The following is a 17,703-nucleotide window of genomic DNA, read 5'->3' as shown; positions in this document are numbered from 1 at the left end:
CCGTCATGGCGCATACCGCAGTCGATCACCACGGACACCACCAGCCCGGTTTTGTCGAGCGCTGGTTTTTCTCGACCAATCACAAGGACATCGGCACGCTGTATCTGCTGTTTTCCTTCGTGATGTTCATCATCGGCGCGGCGATGAGCGTGGTGATCCGCGCTGAACTGATGCAGCCCGGGCTGCAGTTCGTCAAGCCGGAATTCTTCAACCAGATGACCACCGTGCATGCCCTGGTGATGATCTTCGGCGGGGTGATGCCGGCCTTCGTCGGCCTGGCCAACTGGATGATTCCGCTGCAGATCGGCGCGCCGGACATGGCGTTGCCGCGCATGAACAACTGGTCGTTCTGGTTGCTGCCGGTGGCATTTACCTTACTGCTGCTGACGCTGTTCCTGCCCGGCGGTGCGCCGGCCGGCGGCTGGACGCTGTACCCGCCGCTGTCGCTGCAGGGCGGCTACAACGTGGCCTTCAGCGTGTTCGCGATCCATGTGGCCGGCGTCAGTTCGATCATGGGTGCGATCAACATCATCGCCACCGTGCTGAACATGCGCGCGCCGGGCATCGACCTGCTGAAGATGCCGATCTTCTGCTGGGCGTGGCTGATCACCGCCTTCCTGCTGATCGCGGTGATGCCGGTGCTGGCCGGCGCGGTGACCATGCTGCTGACCGACAAGTTCTTCGGTACCAGCTTCTTCAATGCGGCCGGCGGCGGCGACCCGGTGATGTACCAGCACATCTTCTGGTTCTTCGGGCATCCGGAGGTCTACATCATGATCCTGCCGGCGTTCGGCGTAGTCAGTGAGATCATCCCGACCTTCAGCCGCAAGCCGCTGTTCGGCTATCAGGCGATGGTCTATGCGATCGCGGCGATCGCGTTCCTGAGCTTCATCGTGTGGGCGCACCACATGTTCACCGTGGGCATGCCGCTGGGCGGCGAAATCTACTTCATGTTTGCCACGATGCTGATCTCCATCCCGACCGGGGTGAAGGTGTTCAACTGGGTCAGCACGATGTGGAAGGGCTCGCTGACGTTCGAATCGCCGATGCTGTGGGCGGTGGCGTTCGTGATTCTCTTCAGCATCGGTGGATTTTCGGGCCTGATGCTGGCAATCGTGCCGGCGGATTTCCAGTATCACGACACCTATTTTGTGGTTGCGCATTTCCATTATGTGCTGGTCACCGGTGCGGTCTTCGCGCTGATTGCGGCGGTGTACTACTGGTGGCCGAAGTGGACCGGGCGGATGTACAACGAGACCTGGGCCAAGTTCCATTTCTGGTGGACGATGGTGTTCGTCAATCTGCTGTTCTTCCCGCAGCATTTCCTTGGCCTGGCCGGCATGCCGCGGCGGATCCCCGATTACAACGTGGTGTTTGCCGACTGGAACCTGATCAGCTCGATCGGCGCGTTCGGCATGTTCGCCACGCCGTTCCTGATGGCCGGCATCCTGCTCGCCTCGCTGCGCAGCGGCGCCAAGGCCGACGCACGTGCCTGGGAAGGCGCCAAGGGACTGGAGTGGACGGTGCCGTCGCCGGCACCGGCGCATACCTTCACCGTGCCGCCGGTGATCAAGCCTGGAGATCTTGCGCATGAAGACATCGGTCACTGAGTCCGCGCCGCTGGCTGTGGCACGTCTGCTCTCCGCTGCCGAACGGCAGGCGCAACAGCGTCGTGCGGTGCGCCGCACGGCGATCACCGTCGGCGTCATCGCCCTGCTGATCTATGCGGGTTTCATTGCGTCGGGAGTCATCGGGCGGTGAACGCGCGGGCGCCCGCACCTGCACCGACGGCCGGCCTGTTCAAGCTGCTGGGCGTGGTGTTGGGCGTGTTCGTGCTGACCTTTTCGCTGGTGCCGCTGTATCGCATTGCGTGCGAAAAAGTCTTCGGCATCCGCATGGAGCGCGCGCCGGGCAGTACGCGTGGCAATGCCGCCGCGAGTGCAGGGGCTGGCAAACGCACGGTGCGGGTGGAGTTCGATGCCGGGGTCAATTCCAAACTGCCATGGACCTTTCATCCCGAGCAGATGACGATGGATGTGGTGCCGGGCGAACTCAATGAGGCGCTGTACTTCGCACGCAACGACAGTGCGCGGGCAGTGGTCGGCAGTGCGGTGCCATCGGTCGCACCGGCGCGGGCATCCGGATACTTCAACAAGACCGAATGCTTCTGTTTTACCGCGCAGACCTTGCAGGCCGGCGAAACGCGCGACATGCCGCTGCGTTTCATCGTCGACCCGGCGCTGCCGCCAGAAGTCACCACGATCACCCTGTCCTACACGTTCTATCGCAACGACACCCTGACCTCGGAGTTGCAGGGCGGTGGCGCATCCAGCGCGCCGCGCGCGGCGCCTTGATCCTTCATCCACACGCAGCACCGACACGGAAGCAACGCCATGGCCGACCATAGTCCCAACGCCGATGCGTATTTCGTCCCGAGCCAGAGCAAATGGCCCTTTGTCGGGTCGATTGCGATGTTCGTGATGATGATCGGCGTGGCCAGCTGGCTCAACGATGCGGCATGGGGGCGCTGGACGTTCTTCATCGGCATGGCGATGTTGCTGGCGACCTTGTTCATGTGGTTTGGCGATGTCATCCGCGAATCCAACGCCGGGCACTACAACCGCCAGGTGGACGGCTCCTTCCGCATGGGGATGGTGTGGTTCATCTTTTCCGAGGTGATGTTCTTCTGCGCCTTCTTCGGCGCGTTGTTCTACACGCGTGTGCTGACGCTGCCCTGGCTGGGCGGCGAAGGCGATGGCGTGATGACCAACGAGCTGCTGTGGAACGGCTATTCCGCTGCATGGCCGACCAATGGCCCCGGCACGATCGGTGGGCAGTTCCAGACCATTCCCGCCTGGGGCCTGCCGCTGATCAATACGCTGATCCTGCTCAGCTCCGGCGTGACCTTGACCATTGCGCACCACGCGCTCAAGGGCGGCCGTCGCGGCGCGCTATTGCTGTGGCTGGGCCTGACCGTGCTGCTGGGTTGCGTGTTCCTGTTCCTGCAGGCCGAGGAATATATCCACGCCTACACCGAGCTCAATCTGACGCTGGGATCGGGCATCTACGGCTCGACCTTCTTCATGCTCACCGGCTTCCACGGCATGCACGTACTGCTGGGCACGATCATGCTGGCGGTGATGTGGCTGCGGGTGGCGCGCGGGCACTTCACCCGCGACAACCACTTCGCCTTCGAAGCGGCGGCCTGGTACTGGCACTTCGTCGACGTGGTGTGGCTGGCGTTGTTCCTGTTCGTGTATGTACTTTGAGGGCGGGGATTGGGGAGTCGGGATTGGGGATTCGCAAGAGCGATCTGCGTTTGCTGTTACCAATCCCCAATCCCCAATCCCCAATCCATCGGCCGCGTCAGCGGCCGAGCCCATGCGGCTTGATCCAGCCGGTGTAGATGCCGAGGATCACGACGGCGATCAGTGCGACCGATAGACCGATGCGCCAGGTCAGTGCGTTGACGGTGCGCTTGGTTTCGCCACGGTCGGTGAGCAGGTAGTACAGGCCCGCACCCAGGTTCCACAGGATCACGATCAGGAAGGCGACAATCAGCAACGTCTTGAGCGAATCGTTCACAACAGCCCCGGTGGTCGTCGGCGTGGTAGCGGCATTGCACGCCTTTTTGCGTCGCTTGTCATGACGCGCAAGCACACGGCGGTGTTGGGATGGTGTCTGGCCGTGCTGGTCAGTGCGGGGTTTGCGGCGCTTGGTCAGTGGCAGCTGCAGCGCATGCACGACAAACAGGCCTTGCTGGAACGCGCAGCGCATGTGCGGCAGACGCCGTTGACCCTGGTGCAGGCGCTGGCCACGCCGCATGCGCTGGCCTGGGTGAGCGGAGAGGTGCGGTTCCTGCCGCAGCAGGTGCTGCTGGACAACCAGCTGCATGCCGGGCGCGCCGGTGTGCGGATCTATCAACTTGCCGCGCCGCAAGGCAGCCCGGTCACGCTGCTGGTCGATCTGGGCTGGCTGCCATTGCCGGCCAATCGGCAGTTGCCGACGATCACCCCGCTGCAAGGCACCCGGACACTGCAGGGCTTGCTGAGTGCGCCGCCGTCGGCCGGACTTGCGATCGGGCCGGCGTTGGCCGCCGGCAATGCGCCGCAGACCTGGCTGGCCACGCGCCTGGATACCAGCGCCCTGCGCAGCGCGTTGGGCAGGCGCGACATTTCGTCGCAGGTCCTGCGCCTGGATCCCGCCCTGCCGGTCGGGTATGCACGCGACCTGGAGATGCTGCCGAACACGCTGCCACCCGCGCGGCACTTGGGTTATGCGGTGCAATGGTTCGGTCTGGCCGCGGCCGTGCTGGCCACTGCGACGCTGCTGAGCTGGCGTGCGCGTCGCCGCCGTCAACGCGGGCACTGACGCCTGCGGCATGAGAAAATCGCCGGCATGACCTCCTCCACATCGGCCACGCCGCATTCGGTCAAACGCGGCCGCAGGATGCTGATTGCCCTGGCGTTGCTGTTCTTCGGCTCGATGTTGCTGGCCGGCGTGCTGCGCTTCTCCGGATGGCAGCCGGCATCGATGCGCAATCACGGCGAACTGCTCAAGCCGCCCGCCGACCTGCGCGGGTTGGTGCCGGTGCGCGCGGACGGGCAGCCGTATGCCTGGACGCCTGCAGAACGTGTGTGGCGGATTGCGCTCGCACCGCCTGCCGGCTGCACGCAGCAGTGCGTGATGTTGGCGGCCGAACTGGACAAGGTATGGCAGCTGCTCGGCCATCGCGCCGACAAGGTGGAGGTGTTGTGGATCGGCGCCCCGCCGGCCGGTCTGCCGCCGATGCCGGCCCTGCGTGTACTGCGCGACGACGCGCGGCTGCGGCAGGGCCTGCCGCGTGCCAACGATGCCGCCGGCGTGCCGGTGTATGTAATCGACCCGAATGGCTTCGTGATCCTGCGGTACGCCCCGGGGTTCGACCCGGCCGGCCTGCGTGCCGATCTGGTCAAGCTGCTGAAACTGATGTGAGCCCGTTTCGATGAATCTGTTTGCGCCACCGGCATTGTTCCGCCACTTCCATCGCATGGCCTGGCTGGCTGCGTTGTTCACTGCGAGCACGATCCTGTTCGGGTCGTTCGTGCGCCTGTCCGATGCCGGCATGAGCTGCCCGGACTGGCCGACCTGCTACGGCCGCGTCACCTGGCCGCAGACCAGCGACGAAGCCAATACGCATGTGGCCAGCAAGATCCGGCCGCTGGAATCGCACAAGGCCTGGCGCGAGCAGGTGCACCGCTTCCTGGCCGGCGCGCTCGGGGTGGAGGTGCTGGTGCTGTCGTTGCTGGCGGTGCGCCGCCGCCGCATGGGCATCGCCCAGGTGGTTTCTGCCGCGGTGCTGGTGGCTTTGTCGATTCCGCTGTACATGTCCGGCTGGCACAGGCTGGCGTTCGGCGTGGCGATCGCGGGCGAGGCCATCCTGCTGCTGGCGGCGCTGCGCTGGAGCAACATCGACCTGGCGCGTGCGGCGGTGTTGACGCTGGCGGTGGTGATCTTCCAGGCGCTGCTGGGCATGTGGACGGTGACGCTGCTGCTCAAACCCATCGTGGTGATGGGCCATCTGCTCGGCGGCATGCTGATGTTCTCGCTGCTGGTGTGGATGGCCTGGCGCGCGACGCATCTGCCGATCACGCTGGCCGATGCCTCGCGGCTCAAGTGGCTGCTGCGTGCGGGTGTGGCGGTGCTGGGCCTGCAGATCGCCCTCGGCGGCTGGGTCAGTGCCAATTACGCGGCGCTGGCCTGTGGCGGCGGTAGCTGGTCGGCCGACAATTTCCCGCGCTGCGTCAGTCAGTGGTGGCCGCCGCATGACTTCCGCGAAGGCTTCACGCTGTGGCGCGGGATCGGGGTGGATTACGAAGGCGGTGTGCTCGATGGCGCAGCGCGTATCGCCATCCAGATGGCGCACCGGTTGTGGGCAATTGCGACGGCGCTGTATCTGTGGTGGCTGGCCTGGCGCCTGTCGCGTTCGCCGGGCATGCGGGTGTGGGCCGGTGCGCTGGCGGTACTGGTGGCGGTGCAGGTGACGCTGGGCATGCTCAACGTCAAGTTGGCGTTACCGCTGGAAGTGTCGGTGCTGCATAACGGCGGCGCGGTCGCATTGTTGTTCGTGCTGGTCTCGCTGCTGGCGCGGCTGCGCGCGCCGGAGTGAGCATGGCTGTCAGCGCACGCGATTACTGGGATCTGACCAAACCCAAGGTGGTGGCACTGATCGTGTTCACCGCCTTGGTGGGCATGTTCCTGGCCATCCCCGATGTGCCGACGTGGGTGCAGGTGCGCACCGGTGCGTTGGGCTTTCTAGGCATCTGGCTGGCGGCGTCGGCGGCGGCGGCGATCAACCAGTTGCTGGACGCCAAGATCGACGCGCAGATGGCGCGGACCTCGTGGCGGCCGCTGGTGGTGGGCAAGGTGCGGCCGTGGCAGGTGCTGCTGTTTGCCGGCGTGTTGATCGTGATCTCCATGACCATCCTGGTGGTCTGGGTGAATGTGATCACCGCGGTGCTGACGTTTGCGTCGCTGATCGGTTACGCGGTGATCTACACCGTGTACCTGAAGCGTGCGACCTCGCAGAACATCGTGATCGGCGGCCTGGCCGGCGCCACGCCGCCGATGCTGGGCTGGGCCGCAGTGACCGGCTTGCCGACCAGCGCCGACTGGATCAACGCCTCGCTGCTGGTGCTGATCATCTTCATCTGGACGCCGCCGCATTTCTGGGCGCTGGCGATCTTCCGCCGTGCCGATTACGCCAAGGCGGCGATCCCGATGCTGCCGGTCACCCATGGCGTGCCGCATACGCGCAAGCAGATCCTGGTGTACACGGTGCTGCTGGCGATCGTGACCCTGCTGCCGGTGGCGGTGGGCATGAGTGGGCTGTTCTACCTGGGCGGCGCGGTGGTGCTCAACGTGGTGTTCCTCTGGTACGCCTGGCGCATGCTCGACCCGCCGGACGAGCTGTTCTCGATGAAGATGTTCGGTTACTCCATCGTCTACCTGATGGCGCTGTTCGCGTTTCTGATGGTGGACCACCTGCTGTTGCCGTGGGTGCGCTAGCGGCAGCGAATGCCAGCTGCTGCCATCAAGGCGATCGATAGGGCTGCGACCGAGGCAGCCGTCAGGCGGATGCGGTCGGTGGCTGGGACCGGCCCATCTCGCTCTTACACACCCGTTGTGCGTGCCGTTGGGCATCCGGCGCGCAATCGCTACTTAATGCACTCAAATTCGCCGCGTAGCGGGCTGCTCGCTCACGCCGGCTCAGCTCAACCAGCTGGCGCAGTCGCTGGTGTTCTTGCTGTCGCAGCTGCTCTGCATCTTCTGCTGCAGGCGCGTCAGCACCGCATTGCCTTCCTGGCGATGCTGCTTGCTCCAGGTCTTCAACGTGGCGCCCAGCGTGGCGAAGCGCTGCCGGGTGCGTTGGCGGTAGCCATCGGGCTGCCCGGCCAGCTCGCCGATCACCTGCGTGGCAGCGGCCTCGATGCCGGCGGTGTCGTCCGGGCTGAGCCGGATCAGGCCATCCACGTACATCACGCCCCATTGCACGCGAGTGGCGGGGCCTTGCGCGCTTTCGTACGCCTTCCTGAGCCAGGACAACGCGGTCTTCTTATCGCCGCGTTGTTCGGCCAGATCGGCCAGCTCGGGCATGTAGTAGTAAGGCGTCTTGCTGCGCGTCAACTCGGCCAGCAGCAACTGTTCGGCGCCGCTGCGGTCGCCCACCTCGCCGAGCAATGCCGCGGCGGTGCTGATGGTGGATTGGCGCTCCTCATCGGTCCTGGCGGTGTCGGTCGCCCATTGCACGCGTTGCTGCACGGTGTCGACCACGGCCTTGGGCAACGGCGGTTGCGGGCCCTTGGCCTCGGTTTCGGTGGGCTGGCCTTGTGCCAGGCGTGCCAGCTGGATGCGCGCATACGCGGTGCCGAGCCGGTCGGCGATCGGCAGTGCGGTGTCGGCGTAGACCTTGTCCAATGCCAGATTCAGCGCATTGGACAAGGCAGTGCGCTCACCGGCATCGCTGCTGGCAGCGGCGACCAGCCGTGCAGGCATGTAGCTCAGCGTGCCGAGATTGGCGCGCACCTCTGCCGGATCGGCCAGCACTGCTTCCAGCAACGTGCGTGACGCCGCGCTGGGTGCAGGCGGTTCCTTGGCTGCGGTAATCGCTGTCAGGGCGAAGCTGCGTTGCAGGGCCGGCTGTGGCGCCGACCTGGACAGGCGCGTGAGCACATCCACGGCCTGCTCCGGCTTGACCAGCCGATCGTCGGTGCCCCAGGCATAGTTGCCGAGCACGGCCCAGTCGTCCGCGCTGAGCTGCTGCGGGGTCTGCAATGCGGTGTCGAGCAGTTGCCTGGCGGTACTGGTGCTCTTGGCCGCGACCCGCAGCACATCGGCCAGACGTGCGTTGTCGGCATCGCCGGCCAGGCGGGTGATCTCGCTGCGATCCGGGCGCAGCACGATGATGGTGGGGTAGCCCTTGATGCCGAAGCGCTCGCCCCAGGCCTGCGCGCCCTCCGAATCGCCGTCCAGATGCACCGCCACGAATTGCTGGGTGCGGGCGATGAAGGTCGGGTCCTTGAACAAGGTGGCCTTCAGGCGATTGCAGGGCGGGCACCAGGCCGCACCCCAGTACAGCAGGATCGGCTTGCCGCTTTCCCTGGCCTCGGCGAAGGCATCTTCGACATCGCCCTCGCGCCAGGCGATGCTGGACGCAGGCGCCGGCGTGGCGGCCGCCTTGGTCTGTGTCGGGGCTGGCGGCGTGGCGGGCTTGTTGCAGGCAGTGAGCGTGGCCAGCACCGCCAGCAGCGCGATCAGGGACGGGGCAGGGCGTCGGAACGATAGCGTCATGGCAATCACCGATGGGGGCGGCAGCAAGGTGGATCGAACACTCTAGCGAGCGGCACTGTGCCAGCGTCGGAGTGCGTCATAACCGTTGTATATCTGCTTACAACCGGCACCGGCACGCAACGCGAACCGGTGTCGCGTCGGGCGTAGCGGGCCGGCGATGGCGCGCAGGCAACGCGCCGGCGGCAAGCAAGCCTTTGCAGGGCACGCCGCGTGGGATGCGCCATGTGTCGTCGATCAGACCACCGCCGTGCAGTGGCCGTTACCTTCAATGACCACCGGGAGTGATCTGCGGCTCGCCCGGCGCGTTGCGCGCATAACGCGCGGCCACGAATGCGCAGACAATGAGCTGTAGCTGGTGATACAGCATGATCGGCAACACGATCGCGCCCAGGCCACCGCCGGCGAACATCACCTTGGCCATCGGTACGCCGGTGGCCAGGCTCTTCTTCGAACCGCAGAACACGATCGCGATCTCGTCGGCGCGGTTGAAGCGCAGGCGCCGCGCGATGAAGGTGATCGAGAGCATCGCCACCGTCAGCAACAACGCGGCGGCACCGAGCACCGCGAGCAAGGCCGGCAACGGCGTCTTCTGCCACAGACCTTCGTTCACCGATGCGCTGAAGGCGGTGTAGACCACCAGCAGGATGGTGCCCTGGTCGGTGTAACGCAGCACCGCGCGATGCCGTTCGACCCAGCCGCCGATCCATGGGCGCATGAAATGGCCAGCCAGGAACGGCACCAGCAACTGCAGCAGGATCTTGCCGATCGCCTCGGCCGGGTGCGCCATCGCGCCCTGGCTGCCGACCAGGGCGCCCATCAGCAACGGTGTGAAAAACACCCCCAGCAGGCTGGAAAGCGAGGCGGCACACACGGCCGCCGGCACGTTGCCGCGCGCCATCGAGGTGAAGGCGATCGACGATTGCACCGTGGACGGCAGCGCGCACAGGAACAGCACGCCGATATACAGCTCCGGTGTCAGCGCAAGATGCGCGAGCGGTTTGAACAACAGCCCCAGCAGCGGGAACAGCACGAAGGTGCAGGCCAGGATCACCAGATGCAGGCGCCAATGCAGCGCGCCGGCCTTGACCGCCTCGCGCGACAGGCGCGCGCCGTGCAGGAAGAACAGCGCGGCGATCGCCACGTCGGTGACATCGTCCATGACCGCCGCGGCGGTGCCGGAGACCGGCAGGAACGAGGCGAGCGTGACCGTGCACAGCAGCGCGAGGGTGAATGGATCAATGCGCAACCGCGCCAGCCAGTGTTTGATCATCGTGCGTATTCAGGGGGAGGGCTGCCTGCAGAGTGCCATTGTAGAGGCCAGCGTGCACCGTGCGAGTCGGCCGCGCAGTGCAGGCCGGGGACGCATGCGTGCTCGCACCGGCTCCGGCAGCAGCATGCGCTTGCGCCTGCCTGCAGCACTGCAGACGGCGCCGCGTGTGGTGGTGAGCGATTCGTGCGATGCGTCGAGATTCCGCTGCGCGGGCGCTTCTGGCACGCACATCCTTTGTTAGATTCCGGTTGCACACGCCGCGCGTATCCGTGCCCGAACGGTGTCCGCGCGCTGCGTCCATGTTCGCTCGTGTTTCCACGCAAGGCCTAAGGAAAGGAGCCAGTCCATGCACTACGACCAATATCAACAGACCTTTGCGCTTTCCGCCCTGGCCAACTGGGTGGGCGATCGCAGGGGCAGCCAGCCGGCGTTGCAGGCGGACTACCAGGCCACGTTGCTGCAGACGCTGGCATCGGCCGACACCCAGGACCGGATCGGCGACTGGCAACTGGTGTGGGGGCCGCAGGTCTGGCAGGCGGCCGATTCGTCGCTGTCGGGCAATGCCATGTACGTGGCGCATACCGACGCCATGCCGGGCATCGGCGAGGCGTATGTGGTCGCGTTGAGCGCCACCAACCCGGAGTCGCTCTACGACTGGTTCACCGAAGACTTCGATGTGTCCTCGGTGGTGGATTTTGCGACCTACACGCCGTTGCTCGGCACCGCGCCGGTTGCGGCGAAGAAACCCGTCAAGCCAGGTTCGGCGGTCATCTCGATGGGGGCCGCCACCGGTGTGTGGCATCTGCTCAACATGGTCAGCCCCTCCACCGCACTGGCGCCGAACACGACGCTGCTGGATTTCCTGCAAGCGCTGGATGGCAGCAAGGCGACGGTGATCTTTGCCGGGCACAGCCTGGGCGGTGCGCTGTCGCCGACCTTGGCGACCTGGTTGAAGACCAACGGCAAGCTGGACAATTTCAGCGCCGTGCACTGCTATCCCACCGCCGGCGCCACGCCGGGCAACGGCGGGTTCGCCGCGCTGTATGCGCAGGCATTACCCTCTCCAGCGCCGGGCGCGGCGCCGTATCAGATCTGGAATGCCGACTTGTGGAACACGCTCGATTGCGTGCCGCATGCCTGGACCGTGCCGATGCTCAGCCAGATCAAGACGCTGTACGGGAACGCGCCGATCAAGGAGATCGATGTGCTGGTCGATGTGGCCATCGCCAATGCGGTGGCGTCCACGGTGAACTACCGGCAGATCGCCAACCAGCCGCTGACCGGCACGCTCACCGGCACCCCCACCACGGTCCTGCAATTTCTCGAGCAGATGGCTTCCCAGCACACCACCGCCTATCAGGCCTTGATTGCCCCGTGGCTCACGCCGGTGTCCGGTACGCCGCAGAGCCAGAGTGCCGACGAAGCACCCGCGCGCGATGCCCTGATCGAGCGGCTGACCGCGCATGCCGGCCAGGCCGCACTGGCCGATGCCGACAAGATCGAAGCGGTCAGCGCGGCGCTCGGCTCGATGGCCAAGACCTTGTTCAAGCAGCTATGAGCGCGCATCTGCATGCGGCGGCCAGCGCTGGCCGGCTGCGTCGGCAACAGGTGGTCTGACAGCATGCGCCGGATGCTCAGTGCGCGGTCGAACGCAGGCGCGGCAGTGCGCGCAGTGCGTGCTGGTCGATCTCGTCGAGTCCGTGTGCGCGTTGCCTTGTCTACAGCTCTTCGATGCGCTGCTGCAGCAGTTGCCGGTGCAACTGGGCCATGGCGTCGTGCAGCGTGCGCGCCTGGCCCGCACACGACAGCGTAAGTCGATCCCCTCGCGTTACCCGCACTACAACGCAGCGAGCGCCTTGAACAGCTCGCGCAATTCGTACTTGTCGGTGTCGTCCAGGCCCTGCGCGCGCTGCTTGTCCTGCAGTTCGTCCAGGCGCTGACGCAGCAATTGCTTGTCCAGTTGCGCGACGACGTCATGCAGTTCCATCGCCCAGCTGTGTTCGTCGCCGGGCAATGCCTGTGCGGCCAGTTTCTGCAGCGCGGCCTGTTCGTCGCGTTCGGCGAAGTGTTCCAGCAGCGCACCGGTGCTGATTTCCGGGCGTTGCCGCACCAGTGCCAGCAGTTCCATCAACAGGTCGATGCCGGGCAGGCGCAGGCCGGAAAAATCGTGGTCGCCCTCCAGGCTCATCGCCAGCGACGGCCGCTGCAGCAGGATCGCGATCGACGCGCGCACCAGGCTGCGTTTCTGCGCGGGCGCGCCCATGCGGGCAGGTGGCCGTGCCTGCGATGTGGACGCCTGCGCCGCCTGAGTGACGCCCACGCCGGTCAGGCGCGACAGCTCCTGCTTCATCAGGTCGCCGAATGCGCCTTCGGGGATCTGTGCCAGCATCGGCTTGGCGCGTTCGGCCAGCCGTGCCTTGCCATCGAGCGTGTGCAGGTTGATCTCGCGCGACATCTCGTCGAAGAAGAACTGCGACAGCGGCGTGGCCTGCTTCAGACGCTGATCGAAAGCCTGCGCGCCCTCCTTGCGCACGATGGTGTCCGGGTCCTCGCCATCGGGCAGGAACAGGAAGAACGCCTGGCGGCCGTCCTTCATGCGTGGCAGCACCGATTCCAGTGCACGCCAGCCCGCCTTGCGGCCGGCGTTGTCGCCGTCGAAGCAGAAGTACACATCCGGCGCGTTGCGGAACAGCAACTCGGCATGTTCGGGCGTGGTCGCCGTGCCCAGCGTGGCCACCGCCTGGGTGACGCCAAACTGGAACAGCGAGACCACGTCCATATAGCCTTCCACCACGATCAGCCGCTCGATCTTCTGATTGGCCTGGCGCACCTGCCACAGGCCGTACAACTCGCGGCCCTTGTGGAACAGCGCGGTTTCCGGCGAATTGAGGTATTTCGGCCCCGGGTCACGGCCGTCGGCCGGCGCGCCCATGATGCGTCCGCCGAAGGCGATCACGCGGCCGCGGCGGTCGAAGATCGGGAACATCACCCGGTCGCGGAACTTGTCGTAGACATGGCCGCGATCGTTCTTGGAAAACAGCCCGGCGCGTTCGAGCACGCTCATGCGGCGCGCATCGGTGCCCAGCGTGTCCTTCAGTGCGCTGTAGCCATCGGGCGCGTAGCCGATCTGGAAACGCGCGCGGTTGTCGGCATCCACGCCGCGGCCGTCCAGATAGTCGCGGGCGCGTTCGCTGCCCTCGAGCTGACGCTGGAAGAACTTGGTCGCCGCTTCCAGTGCCGAATACAGCTCGCGGCTGTCGTCCTGCTGCTGCGGGGTGCGTTGCTGGGTCTCGCGCGGGATTTCCATGCCGGCACGCTTGGCCAGCTCGTCGACCGCATCGAGAAATTCGAGGCGGTCGTAATTCATCAGAAAGCTGATCGCGGTGCCGTGCGCGCCGCAGCCGAAGCAGTGATAGAACTGCTTGGTCGGCGAGACCGTGAACGAGGCCGAGCGCTCGTCATGGAACGGGCAGCGCGCCGAGTATTCCTTGCCCTGACGCTTGAGCGGCACGCGACCGCCCACCACCTCGACGATGTCGGTGCGTGCAAGCAGTTCGTCGATGAATGCGTCGGGGATGCGGGCCATCCCGCTAGGATATCCCAGCCGCCGGCGCGCGCCGATTTCAGTGAGCGAGGGTCCTCAGCAAAGCGCTGGATGCCGCCTGGGTACGCGCGGCGCCAGGCGCAGCATGCGCAATCAACTGCGCGTCGGTGCTTCCGGCGGCTGCAGCGTGGCGTCTGGTTCGGCGGCGACCGGCGGCAGGTTGTCCGTATCCACCCCGGCCTCGCGCAGCTTGCGATGCGAGCGTACGCGCTCGTCGATCACCGCAGTCAGCAGGGCGCCGACGAAGAACACCACCGAGGCGTAGTACATCCACACCAGCAGGATGACCAAGGTGCCCATCGAACCATACGCGCTGCCAGGCGCGGCCTTGGCGATGTACAGGCCAATGCAGTAGCGGCCCAGTGCGAACAACAATGCAGTGATCACGCCGCCGACAAAGGCCTGCCGCCAGTTGACGGTACGATCGGGCAGATAGCGATACAGGAAAGCGAAGGCGAGCGAATACAGCGCCAGGGTGGTGACGTAGCCGATCGCCGGCAGCACTGATGGCAGCCGTGCAAACACCACCTGCAACGCGGTGGTGGCAATCATCGACACGATCAACAAGAAGCCCAGGGCCAGGATCACGCCGAACGAGAACACGCGCTTCTTCAGCCACGCCATCAGGCCTTCCAGGCGCTGCTTGTCGGTGCGGAAGATCAGGTTCAGGGCGTTCTGCAACTGCGCAAATACCGCCGTGGCGCCGATGAACAACAGCAACGTGCTCCACAGTCCGGCCAACGAGCCTACGCCGGGTTGATCGGTGGCGTTGCGGATCACCGTGTCGGCCACTTCCGCCGCGCTGCCACCGGCCAGTTGCGCGATCTGCTGCACCAGCGCTTCCTGTGCGGGCGGATACAGCGATGCGGTCAGCCACAGCAGCAGCACCAGCAGCGGTGCCAGCGACAGCAAGGCGTAGAACGACAGCGACGCGGCCTGCGTCATCACGTCGATCTCGAGAAAGCGATTGAGCAGTGCCATCGGCAGGCTGCGCTGCAGGCGGCTCAGATGTTTCTGCAGGTGTTCGGTTGAGAGCTTCGTCACCGGCGGGAGAATCCTTGGGCATACCGTTGTGTGCGCAGGCGTCGTAAGGCGAAGCCGGCATGCGGAATGCTTCACCCGGACCTGTGCTGGCGAAGGTGTTCTAACAGGGCATGTTCAAAGAGCGGGTGAAAGCGGGCGCTGGATGTTGCGCGTGTGCTGATATTGAAACGGCGCTGCAGCCAGCCGCACTCGGGCGGCTCGCTGCAGTGCCCTGGCCATCGGGCACAGGGCACTGTGCAGGCGAAGACTCAGCCTGCCAGATGCTGCTTGACCAGCGTCGAGACCAGGCCCATGTCGGCCTGACCGGCCAGCTTGGGCTTGAGTGCGCCCATCAGCTTGCCGATGTCGGCCGGGCTGCTGGCACCGGTCTGCGCGATGGCTGCCTGGATGGCGGCGACGATCTCTGCTTCGCCCATCTTGGCCGGCAGGTAGCGCTCGATCACCACGATCTCCTCGCGCTCGACCTGCGCCAGGTCGTCGCGTGCGGCAGCTTCGTACTGGGTGACCGAGTCCTTGCGCTGCTTGACCATCTTGTCGAGCACGGCGATCACGGCGGCATCGTCCATCTCGACGCGCTCGTCCACTTCCTTCTGCTTGATCGCGGCATTGATCAGCCGGATCACGCCCAGGCTGTGCTTGTCGCCGGACTTCATGGCGGCTTTCATGTCATCGGTGAGCTGTTGCTTGAGGGGCATGGTGTAACTCCTGGGAGTGCGTGTTGCAGATGTGCCGATGCGCCACGACGGGCGCAGTGCATCGGCAGGAAGTCGGCCTGACAGGCGCGGGTCATGGCAGCGACGCCGGCCGGCTCTGCAGCGCAGAACGCAGCGGTCGCCTGGCATCGGACCAATACAAAAAGCCGGCGACGCTTGCGCGTGCCGGCTCTTGGGTTCCACTCCGATGGGCCGCGCCTTCAGCGCATGCCCGTCGGCAAGGAACCGCGTTCGATCAGTACAAGCGCTGGCGCTTGGTGACGTCGCGCGAGGAACGACGCAACTGACGCTTCACAGCAGCGGCAGCCTTACGCTTGCGCTCCTGGGTCGGCTTTTCATAGAACTCGCGCTTGCGGGTTTCGGCCAGCACGCCGGCCTTTTCGCAGGTGCGCTTGAAACGACGGAGCGCAAATTCGAAGGGCTCGTTCTCGCGGACTTTAACGCTGGGCATGGGTTCTCCAGATAATGGGATTTCCGTCCGGGAGCCCCGGGCGGGTGCGAGCGGACTCGCGTGACGGAATTTCCGGGTTGCCCCGGCGAGCCGCGCATTATAACGACTTGCCAACGACCTGCAAGCCCCCTGCAGCATCTGCGCGAGCAAGCCTGATAAAGCCTGCGCTTGCGGGTGATCCGGTGGCGATGACATGGCCGCGCAGCAGATCGCCCCTGGCCGATCTGCGCAGGGTAAAAGCTGCGAAAATAGCCCGCATGTCCCTGCCTGCCGAGTTGCCGTGAAAGTTCTTGGGATCGAATCATCGTGCGATGAGACCGGCGTGGCGGTCTACGACACCGCACTGTCGGGCGTGCCGGCGCTGCGGGCCCACGCGGTCTACAGCCAGATCGCGCTGCATGCCGAATACGGCGGCGTGGTGCCGGAGCTGGCCAGTCGCGACCATGTGCGCAAGCTGCTGCCGCTGATCCGCCAGACCCTGGACGAGGCCGGATTGCGGATCGACGAACTCGATGGGGTGGCCTATACCGCCGGCCCGGGCCTGGTCGGCGCACTCCTTGTTGGTGCCGGTGTGGCGCGGTCGCTGGCCTGGGCGCTGGATGTGCCGGCGATCGGCGTGCATCACATGGAAGGCCATCTGCTGGCGCCGCTGATGGAAGACGACCCGCCGCAGCCGCCGTTCGTGGCGCTGCTGGTCTCCGGCGGCCACACCCAGCTGGTATCGGTGAAGGCGCTGGGCGAGTACGAGGTGCTTGGCGAGACGCTGGACGATGCGGCCGGCGAGGCTTTCGACAAGACCGCCAAGATGATGGGCCTGCCGTATCCGGGCGGGCCGCAACTGGCGGCGCTGGCTGAAACCGGCACTCCGGGGCGCTACAAGTTCGCGCGGCCGATGACCGACCGGCCCGGGCTGGATTTCAGTTTCAGCGGGCTCAAGACCCAGGTGCTGCTGGCCTGGCGCGGCAGCGACCAGTCCGACACCACGCGGGCGGACATCGCGCGCGGGTTCGAGGATGCGGTGGTGGAGACGCTGGCGATCAAATGCCTGCGCGCGCTGGATGCGGCCGACTGCAACACCCTGGTGGTGGCCGGCGGCGTGGGCGCCAACAAGCGCCTGCGCGCACGCCTGCAGGACGCGGCGCAGCGGCGCGGCGGCCGGGTGTGCTTCCCGCGGCCGGCCCTGTGCACCGATAACGGCGCGATGATCGCCTTCGCCGGCGCGCTGCGGCTGGAGGCCGGCGAGCGCGCCGACGCGGCAGTGCATGTGACGCCGCGTTGGGATATGGCTGCGCTGCCGCCGCTGGCGGCGGCGCGGGATTCGGGAGTGGGGATTGGAGATTCGTAGAAGCTAGTCCCTCTACCTGCTGTCTGTCGCGCTCTTGCCAATCCCCACTCCCGAATCCCTAATCACGGCTCCCAATGGACAAAGTTTTTATCGAAGGCCTGGAAATCGATGCGCTGATCGGCATCTACGACTGGGAGCGGCGCATCCGCCAGACGCTGCGGTTCGATCTGGAGATGGGCTTCGACAACCGCATTCCGGCCACCAGCGACGACATCGCCGATACCCTGAACTACAAGGCGGTGAGCAAGCGGCTGATCGAATTCGTGCAGGCCTCGGACTTCGGGTTGGTGGAGACCCTGGCCGAGCGCTGCGCGGCGATCGTGCTGGACGAGTTCGGCGTGCACTGGCTGCGGTTGAAGCTGAGCAAGCCCGGTGCGGTGCGCGGCGCGCAGGCGGTGGGAGTGATCATCGAGCGCGAGCGGGCCCGCTGACGGCCACCGGCCGCGG

At 65.8% G+C, this 17,703-nt stretch carries 18 protein-coding genes; 11 read left to right on the top strand and 7 right to left on the bottom strand.

Annotation, left to right across the window (positions count from 1 at the left end; genetic code table 11):
• The first annotated feature begins 5 nt into the window (after nucleotides 1–5).
• From ctaD to DGN21_RS17990, 4 genes are read left to right on the top strand one after another with little or no spacing between them, the layout of a single operon-like run.
• Nucleotides 6–1,610: a cytochrome c oxidase subunit I gene (gene ctaD, locus DGN21_RS18005; RefSeq protein WP_016902803.1), complete on the top strand. Its 1,605-nt coding sequence runs from the start codon at nucleotides 6–8 to the stop codon at nucleotides 1,608–1,610.
• Entirely contained in the window at nucleotides 1,591–1,761 is a 171-nt protein-coding gene (locus DGN21_RS18000; protein WP_126966495.1) for a hypothetical protein, read from the top strand. Before ctaD ends, DGN21_RS18000 begins: the two co-directional genes overlap by 20 nt.
• Nucleotides 1,758–2,354: a cytochrome c oxidase assembly protein gene (locus DGN21_RS17995; protein WP_039518470.1), complete on the top strand. Its 597-nt coding sequence runs from the start codon at nucleotides 1,758–1,760 to the stop codon at nucleotides 2,352–2,354. Before DGN21_RS18000 ends, DGN21_RS17995 begins: the two co-directional genes overlap by 4 nt.
• Nucleotides 2,355–2,393: 39 nt before the next feature.
• Nucleotides 2,394–3,269, top strand: a complete 876-nt coding sequence (locus DGN21_RS17990) for a cytochrome c oxidase subunit 3 (RefSeq protein WP_104567873.1) — start codon at nucleotides 2,394–2,396, stop codon at nucleotides 3,267–3,269.
• 97 nt (nucleotides 3,270–3,366) lie between these two features.
• Here the strand turns inward: DGN21_RS17990 and DGN21_RS17985 are convergent, their stop codons facing one another.
• Nucleotides 3,367–3,585: a twin transmembrane helix small protein gene (locus tag DGN21_RS17985; protein ID WP_006449736.1), complete on the bottom strand. Its 219-nt coding sequence runs from the start codon at nucleotides 3,583–3,585 to the stop codon at nucleotides 3,367–3,369.
• A 60-nt stretch (nucleotides 3,586–3,645) separates the two neighbouring features.
• Here DGN21_RS17985 and DGN21_RS17980 point away from each other — a divergent pair, with 60 nt between their 5' ends.
• Genes DGN21_RS17980 through cyoE form a run of 4 tightly spaced genes read left to right on the top strand, consistent with a single transcriptional unit; the run spans nucleotide 3,646 to nucleotide 7,047 of the window.
• Nucleotides 3,646–4,371 carry an SURF1 family protein gene (locus DGN21_RS17980; RefSeq protein WP_126966496.1) on the top strand — a complete coding sequence of 242 codons (726 nt, stop codon included), beginning with the start codon at nucleotides 3,646–3,648 and terminating at the stop codon, nucleotides 4,369–4,371.
• Nucleotides 4,372–4,398: 27 nt separating this feature from the next.
• Complete coding sequence (locus tag DGN21_RS17975; protein ID WP_215825013.1) at nucleotides 4,399–4,974, top strand: hypothetical protein; 576 nt, start codon at nucleotides 4,399–4,401, stop codon at nucleotides 4,972–4,974.
• A 10-nt stretch (nucleotides 4,975–4,984) separates the two neighbouring features.
• A complete protein-coding gene (locus tag DGN21_RS17970) occupies nucleotides 4,985–6,148 on the top strand; it encodes a COX15/CtaA family protein (RefSeq protein WP_215825012.1) in 1,164 nt (387 codons plus the stop codon).
• 2 nt (nucleotides 6,149–6,150) lie between these two features.
• Entirely contained in the window at nucleotides 6,151–7,047 is an 897-nt protein-coding gene (cyoE, locus tag DGN21_RS17965) for a heme o synthase (RefSeq protein ID WP_016902810.1), read from the top strand.
• 201 nt (nucleotides 7,048–7,248) lie between these two features.
• Here the strand turns inward: cyoE and DGN21_RS17960 are convergent, their stop codons facing one another.
• Both DGN21_RS17960 and DGN21_RS17955 read right to left on the bottom strand, forming a co-directional pair.
• Nucleotides 7,249–8,829 (bottom strand): thioredoxin family protein, encoded by a 1,581-nt coding sequence (locus DGN21_RS17960; RefSeq protein ID WP_215825011.1) that lies wholly within the window; start codon nucleotides 8,827–8,829, stop codon nucleotides 7,249–7,251.
• Between the two features lie 265 nt (nucleotides 8,830–9,094).
• Nucleotides 9,095–10,099 (bottom strand): bile acid:sodium symporter family protein, encoded by a 1,005-nt coding sequence (locus DGN21_RS17955; protein WP_039524893.1) that lies wholly within the window; start codon nucleotides 10,097–10,099, stop codon nucleotides 9,095–9,097.
• A 346-nt stretch (nucleotides 10,100–10,445) separates the two neighbouring features.
• Here DGN21_RS17955 and DGN21_RS17950 point away from each other — a divergent pair, with 346 nt between their 5' ends.
• Nucleotides 10,446–11,657: a hypothetical protein gene (locus DGN21_RS17950; RefSeq protein ID WP_054591057.1), complete on the top strand. Its 1,212-nt coding sequence runs from the start codon at nucleotides 10,446–10,448 to the stop codon at nucleotides 11,655–11,657.
• A 279-nt stretch (nucleotides 11,658–11,936) separates the two neighbouring features.
• Here DGN21_RS17950 and dnaG read toward each other — a convergent pair whose 3' ends face one another.
• The 4 genes from dnaG to rpsU form a co-directional block, all read right to left on the bottom strand.
• Nucleotides 11,937–13,685, bottom strand: coding sequence for a DNA primase (gene dnaG / locus DGN21_RS17945; RefSeq protein WP_054591058.1), 1,749 nt, complete (start codon nucleotides 13,683–13,685; stop codon nucleotides 11,937–11,939).
• A gap of 111 nt (nucleotides 13,686–13,796) precedes the next feature.
• Nucleotides 13,797–14,747, bottom strand: coding sequence for a YihY/virulence factor BrkB family protein (locus DGN21_RS17940; protein WP_065032993.1), 951 nt, complete (start codon nucleotides 14,745–14,747; stop codon nucleotides 13,797–13,799).
• A 248-nt stretch (nucleotides 14,748–14,995) separates the two neighbouring features.
• Nucleotides 14,996–15,442 carry a GatB/YqeY domain-containing protein gene (locus tag DGN21_RS17935; RefSeq protein WP_065032992.1) on the bottom strand — a complete coding sequence of 149 codons (447 nt, stop codon included), beginning with the start codon at nucleotides 15,440–15,442 and terminating at the stop codon, nucleotides 14,996–14,998.
• A gap of 253 nt (nucleotides 15,443–15,695) precedes the next feature.
• On the bottom strand, nucleotides 15,696–15,911 hold the full coding sequence (gene rpsU, locus DGN21_RS17930) for a 30S ribosomal protein S21 (RefSeq protein ID WP_002808376.1): 216 nt from the start codon (nucleotides 15,909–15,911) through the stop codon (nucleotides 15,696–15,698).
• A gap of 280 nt (nucleotides 15,912–16,191) precedes the next feature.
• Here rpsU and tsaD point away from each other — a divergent pair, with 280 nt between their 5' ends.
• Both tsaD and folB read left to right on the top strand, forming a co-directional pair.
• Nucleotides 16,192–17,256, top strand: coding sequence for a tRNA (adenosine(37)-N6)-threonylcarbamoyltransferase complex transferase subunit TsaD (gene tsaD / locus DGN21_RS17925; RefSeq protein ID WP_160955065.1), 1,065 nt, complete (start codon nucleotides 16,192–16,194; stop codon nucleotides 17,254–17,256).
• A gap of 74 nt (nucleotides 17,257–17,330) precedes the next feature.
• Nucleotides 17,331–17,687, top strand: coding sequence for a dihydroneopterin aldolase (gene folB, locus DGN21_RS17920; protein ID WP_126966503.1), 357 nt, complete (start codon nucleotides 17,331–17,333; stop codon nucleotides 17,685–17,687).
• Nucleotides 17,688–17,703: the final 16 nt, after the last annotated feature.

The organism is Xanthomonas sp. MLO165, from assembly GCF_018831305.1.
In the GTDB taxonomy this organism is placed as follows: domain Bacteria; phylum Pseudomonadota; class Gammaproteobacteria; order Xanthomonadales; family Xanthomonadaceae; genus Xanthomonas; species Xanthomonas arboricola.
The sequence above is the reverse complement of the archived record's forward strand: the minus strand, read 5'-3'. Positions and strand labels throughout refer to the sequence as shown.

Coding starts and splice junctions, on each gene's coding strand:
- ctaD (WP_016902803.1), top strand. CDS start 6: ATGGCGCATACCGCAGTCGATCACCACGGACACCACCAGCCCGGTTTT.
- DGN21_RS18000 (WP_126966495.1), top strand. CDS start 1,591: ATGAAGACATCGGTCACTGAGTCCGCGCCGCTGGCTGTGGCACGTCTG.
- DGN21_RS17990 (WP_104567873.1), top strand. CDS start 2,394: ATGGCCGACCATAGTCCCAACGCCGATGCGTATTTCGTCCCGAGCCAG.
- DGN21_RS17980 (WP_126966496.1), top strand. CDS start 3,646: ATGACGCGCAAGCACACGGCGGTGTTGGGATGGTGTCTGGCCGTGCTG.
- DGN21_RS17975 (WP_215825013.1), top strand. CDS start 4,399: ATGACCTCCTCCACATCGGCCACGCCGCATTCGGTCAAACGCGGCCGC.
- DGN21_RS17970 (WP_215825012.1), top strand. CDS start 4,985: ATGAATCTGTTTGCGCCACCGGCATTGTTCCGCCACTTCCATCGCATG.
- cyoE (WP_016902810.1), top strand. CDS start 6,151: ATGGCTGTCAGCGCACGCGATTACTGGGATCTGACCAAACCCAAGGTG.
- DGN21_RS17960 (WP_215825011.1), bottom strand. CDS start 8,829: ATGACGCTATCGTTCCGACGCCCTGCCCCGTCCCTGATCGCGCTGCTG.
- DGN21_RS17955 (WP_039524893.1), bottom strand. CDS start 10,099: ATGATCAAACACTGGCTGGCGCGGTTGCGCATTGATCCATTCACCCTC.
- DGN21_RS17950 (WP_054591057.1), top strand. CDS start 10,446: ATGCACTACGACCAATATCAACAGACCTTTGCGCTTTCCGCCCTGGCC.
- dnaG (WP_054591058.1), bottom strand. CDS start 13,685: ATGGCCCGCATCCCCGACGCATTCATCGACGAACTGCTTGCACGCACC.
- DGN21_RS17935 (WP_065032992.1), bottom strand. CDS start 15,442: ATGCCCCTCAAGCAACAGCTCACCGATGACATGAAAGCCGCCATGAAG.
- rpsU (WP_002808376.1), bottom strand. CDS start 15,911: ATGCCCAGCGTTAAAGTCCGCGAGAACGAGCCCTTCGAATTTGCGCTC.
- folB (WP_126966503.1), top strand. CDS start 17,331: ATGGACAAAGTTTTTATCGAAGGCCTGGAAATCGATGCGCTGATCGGC.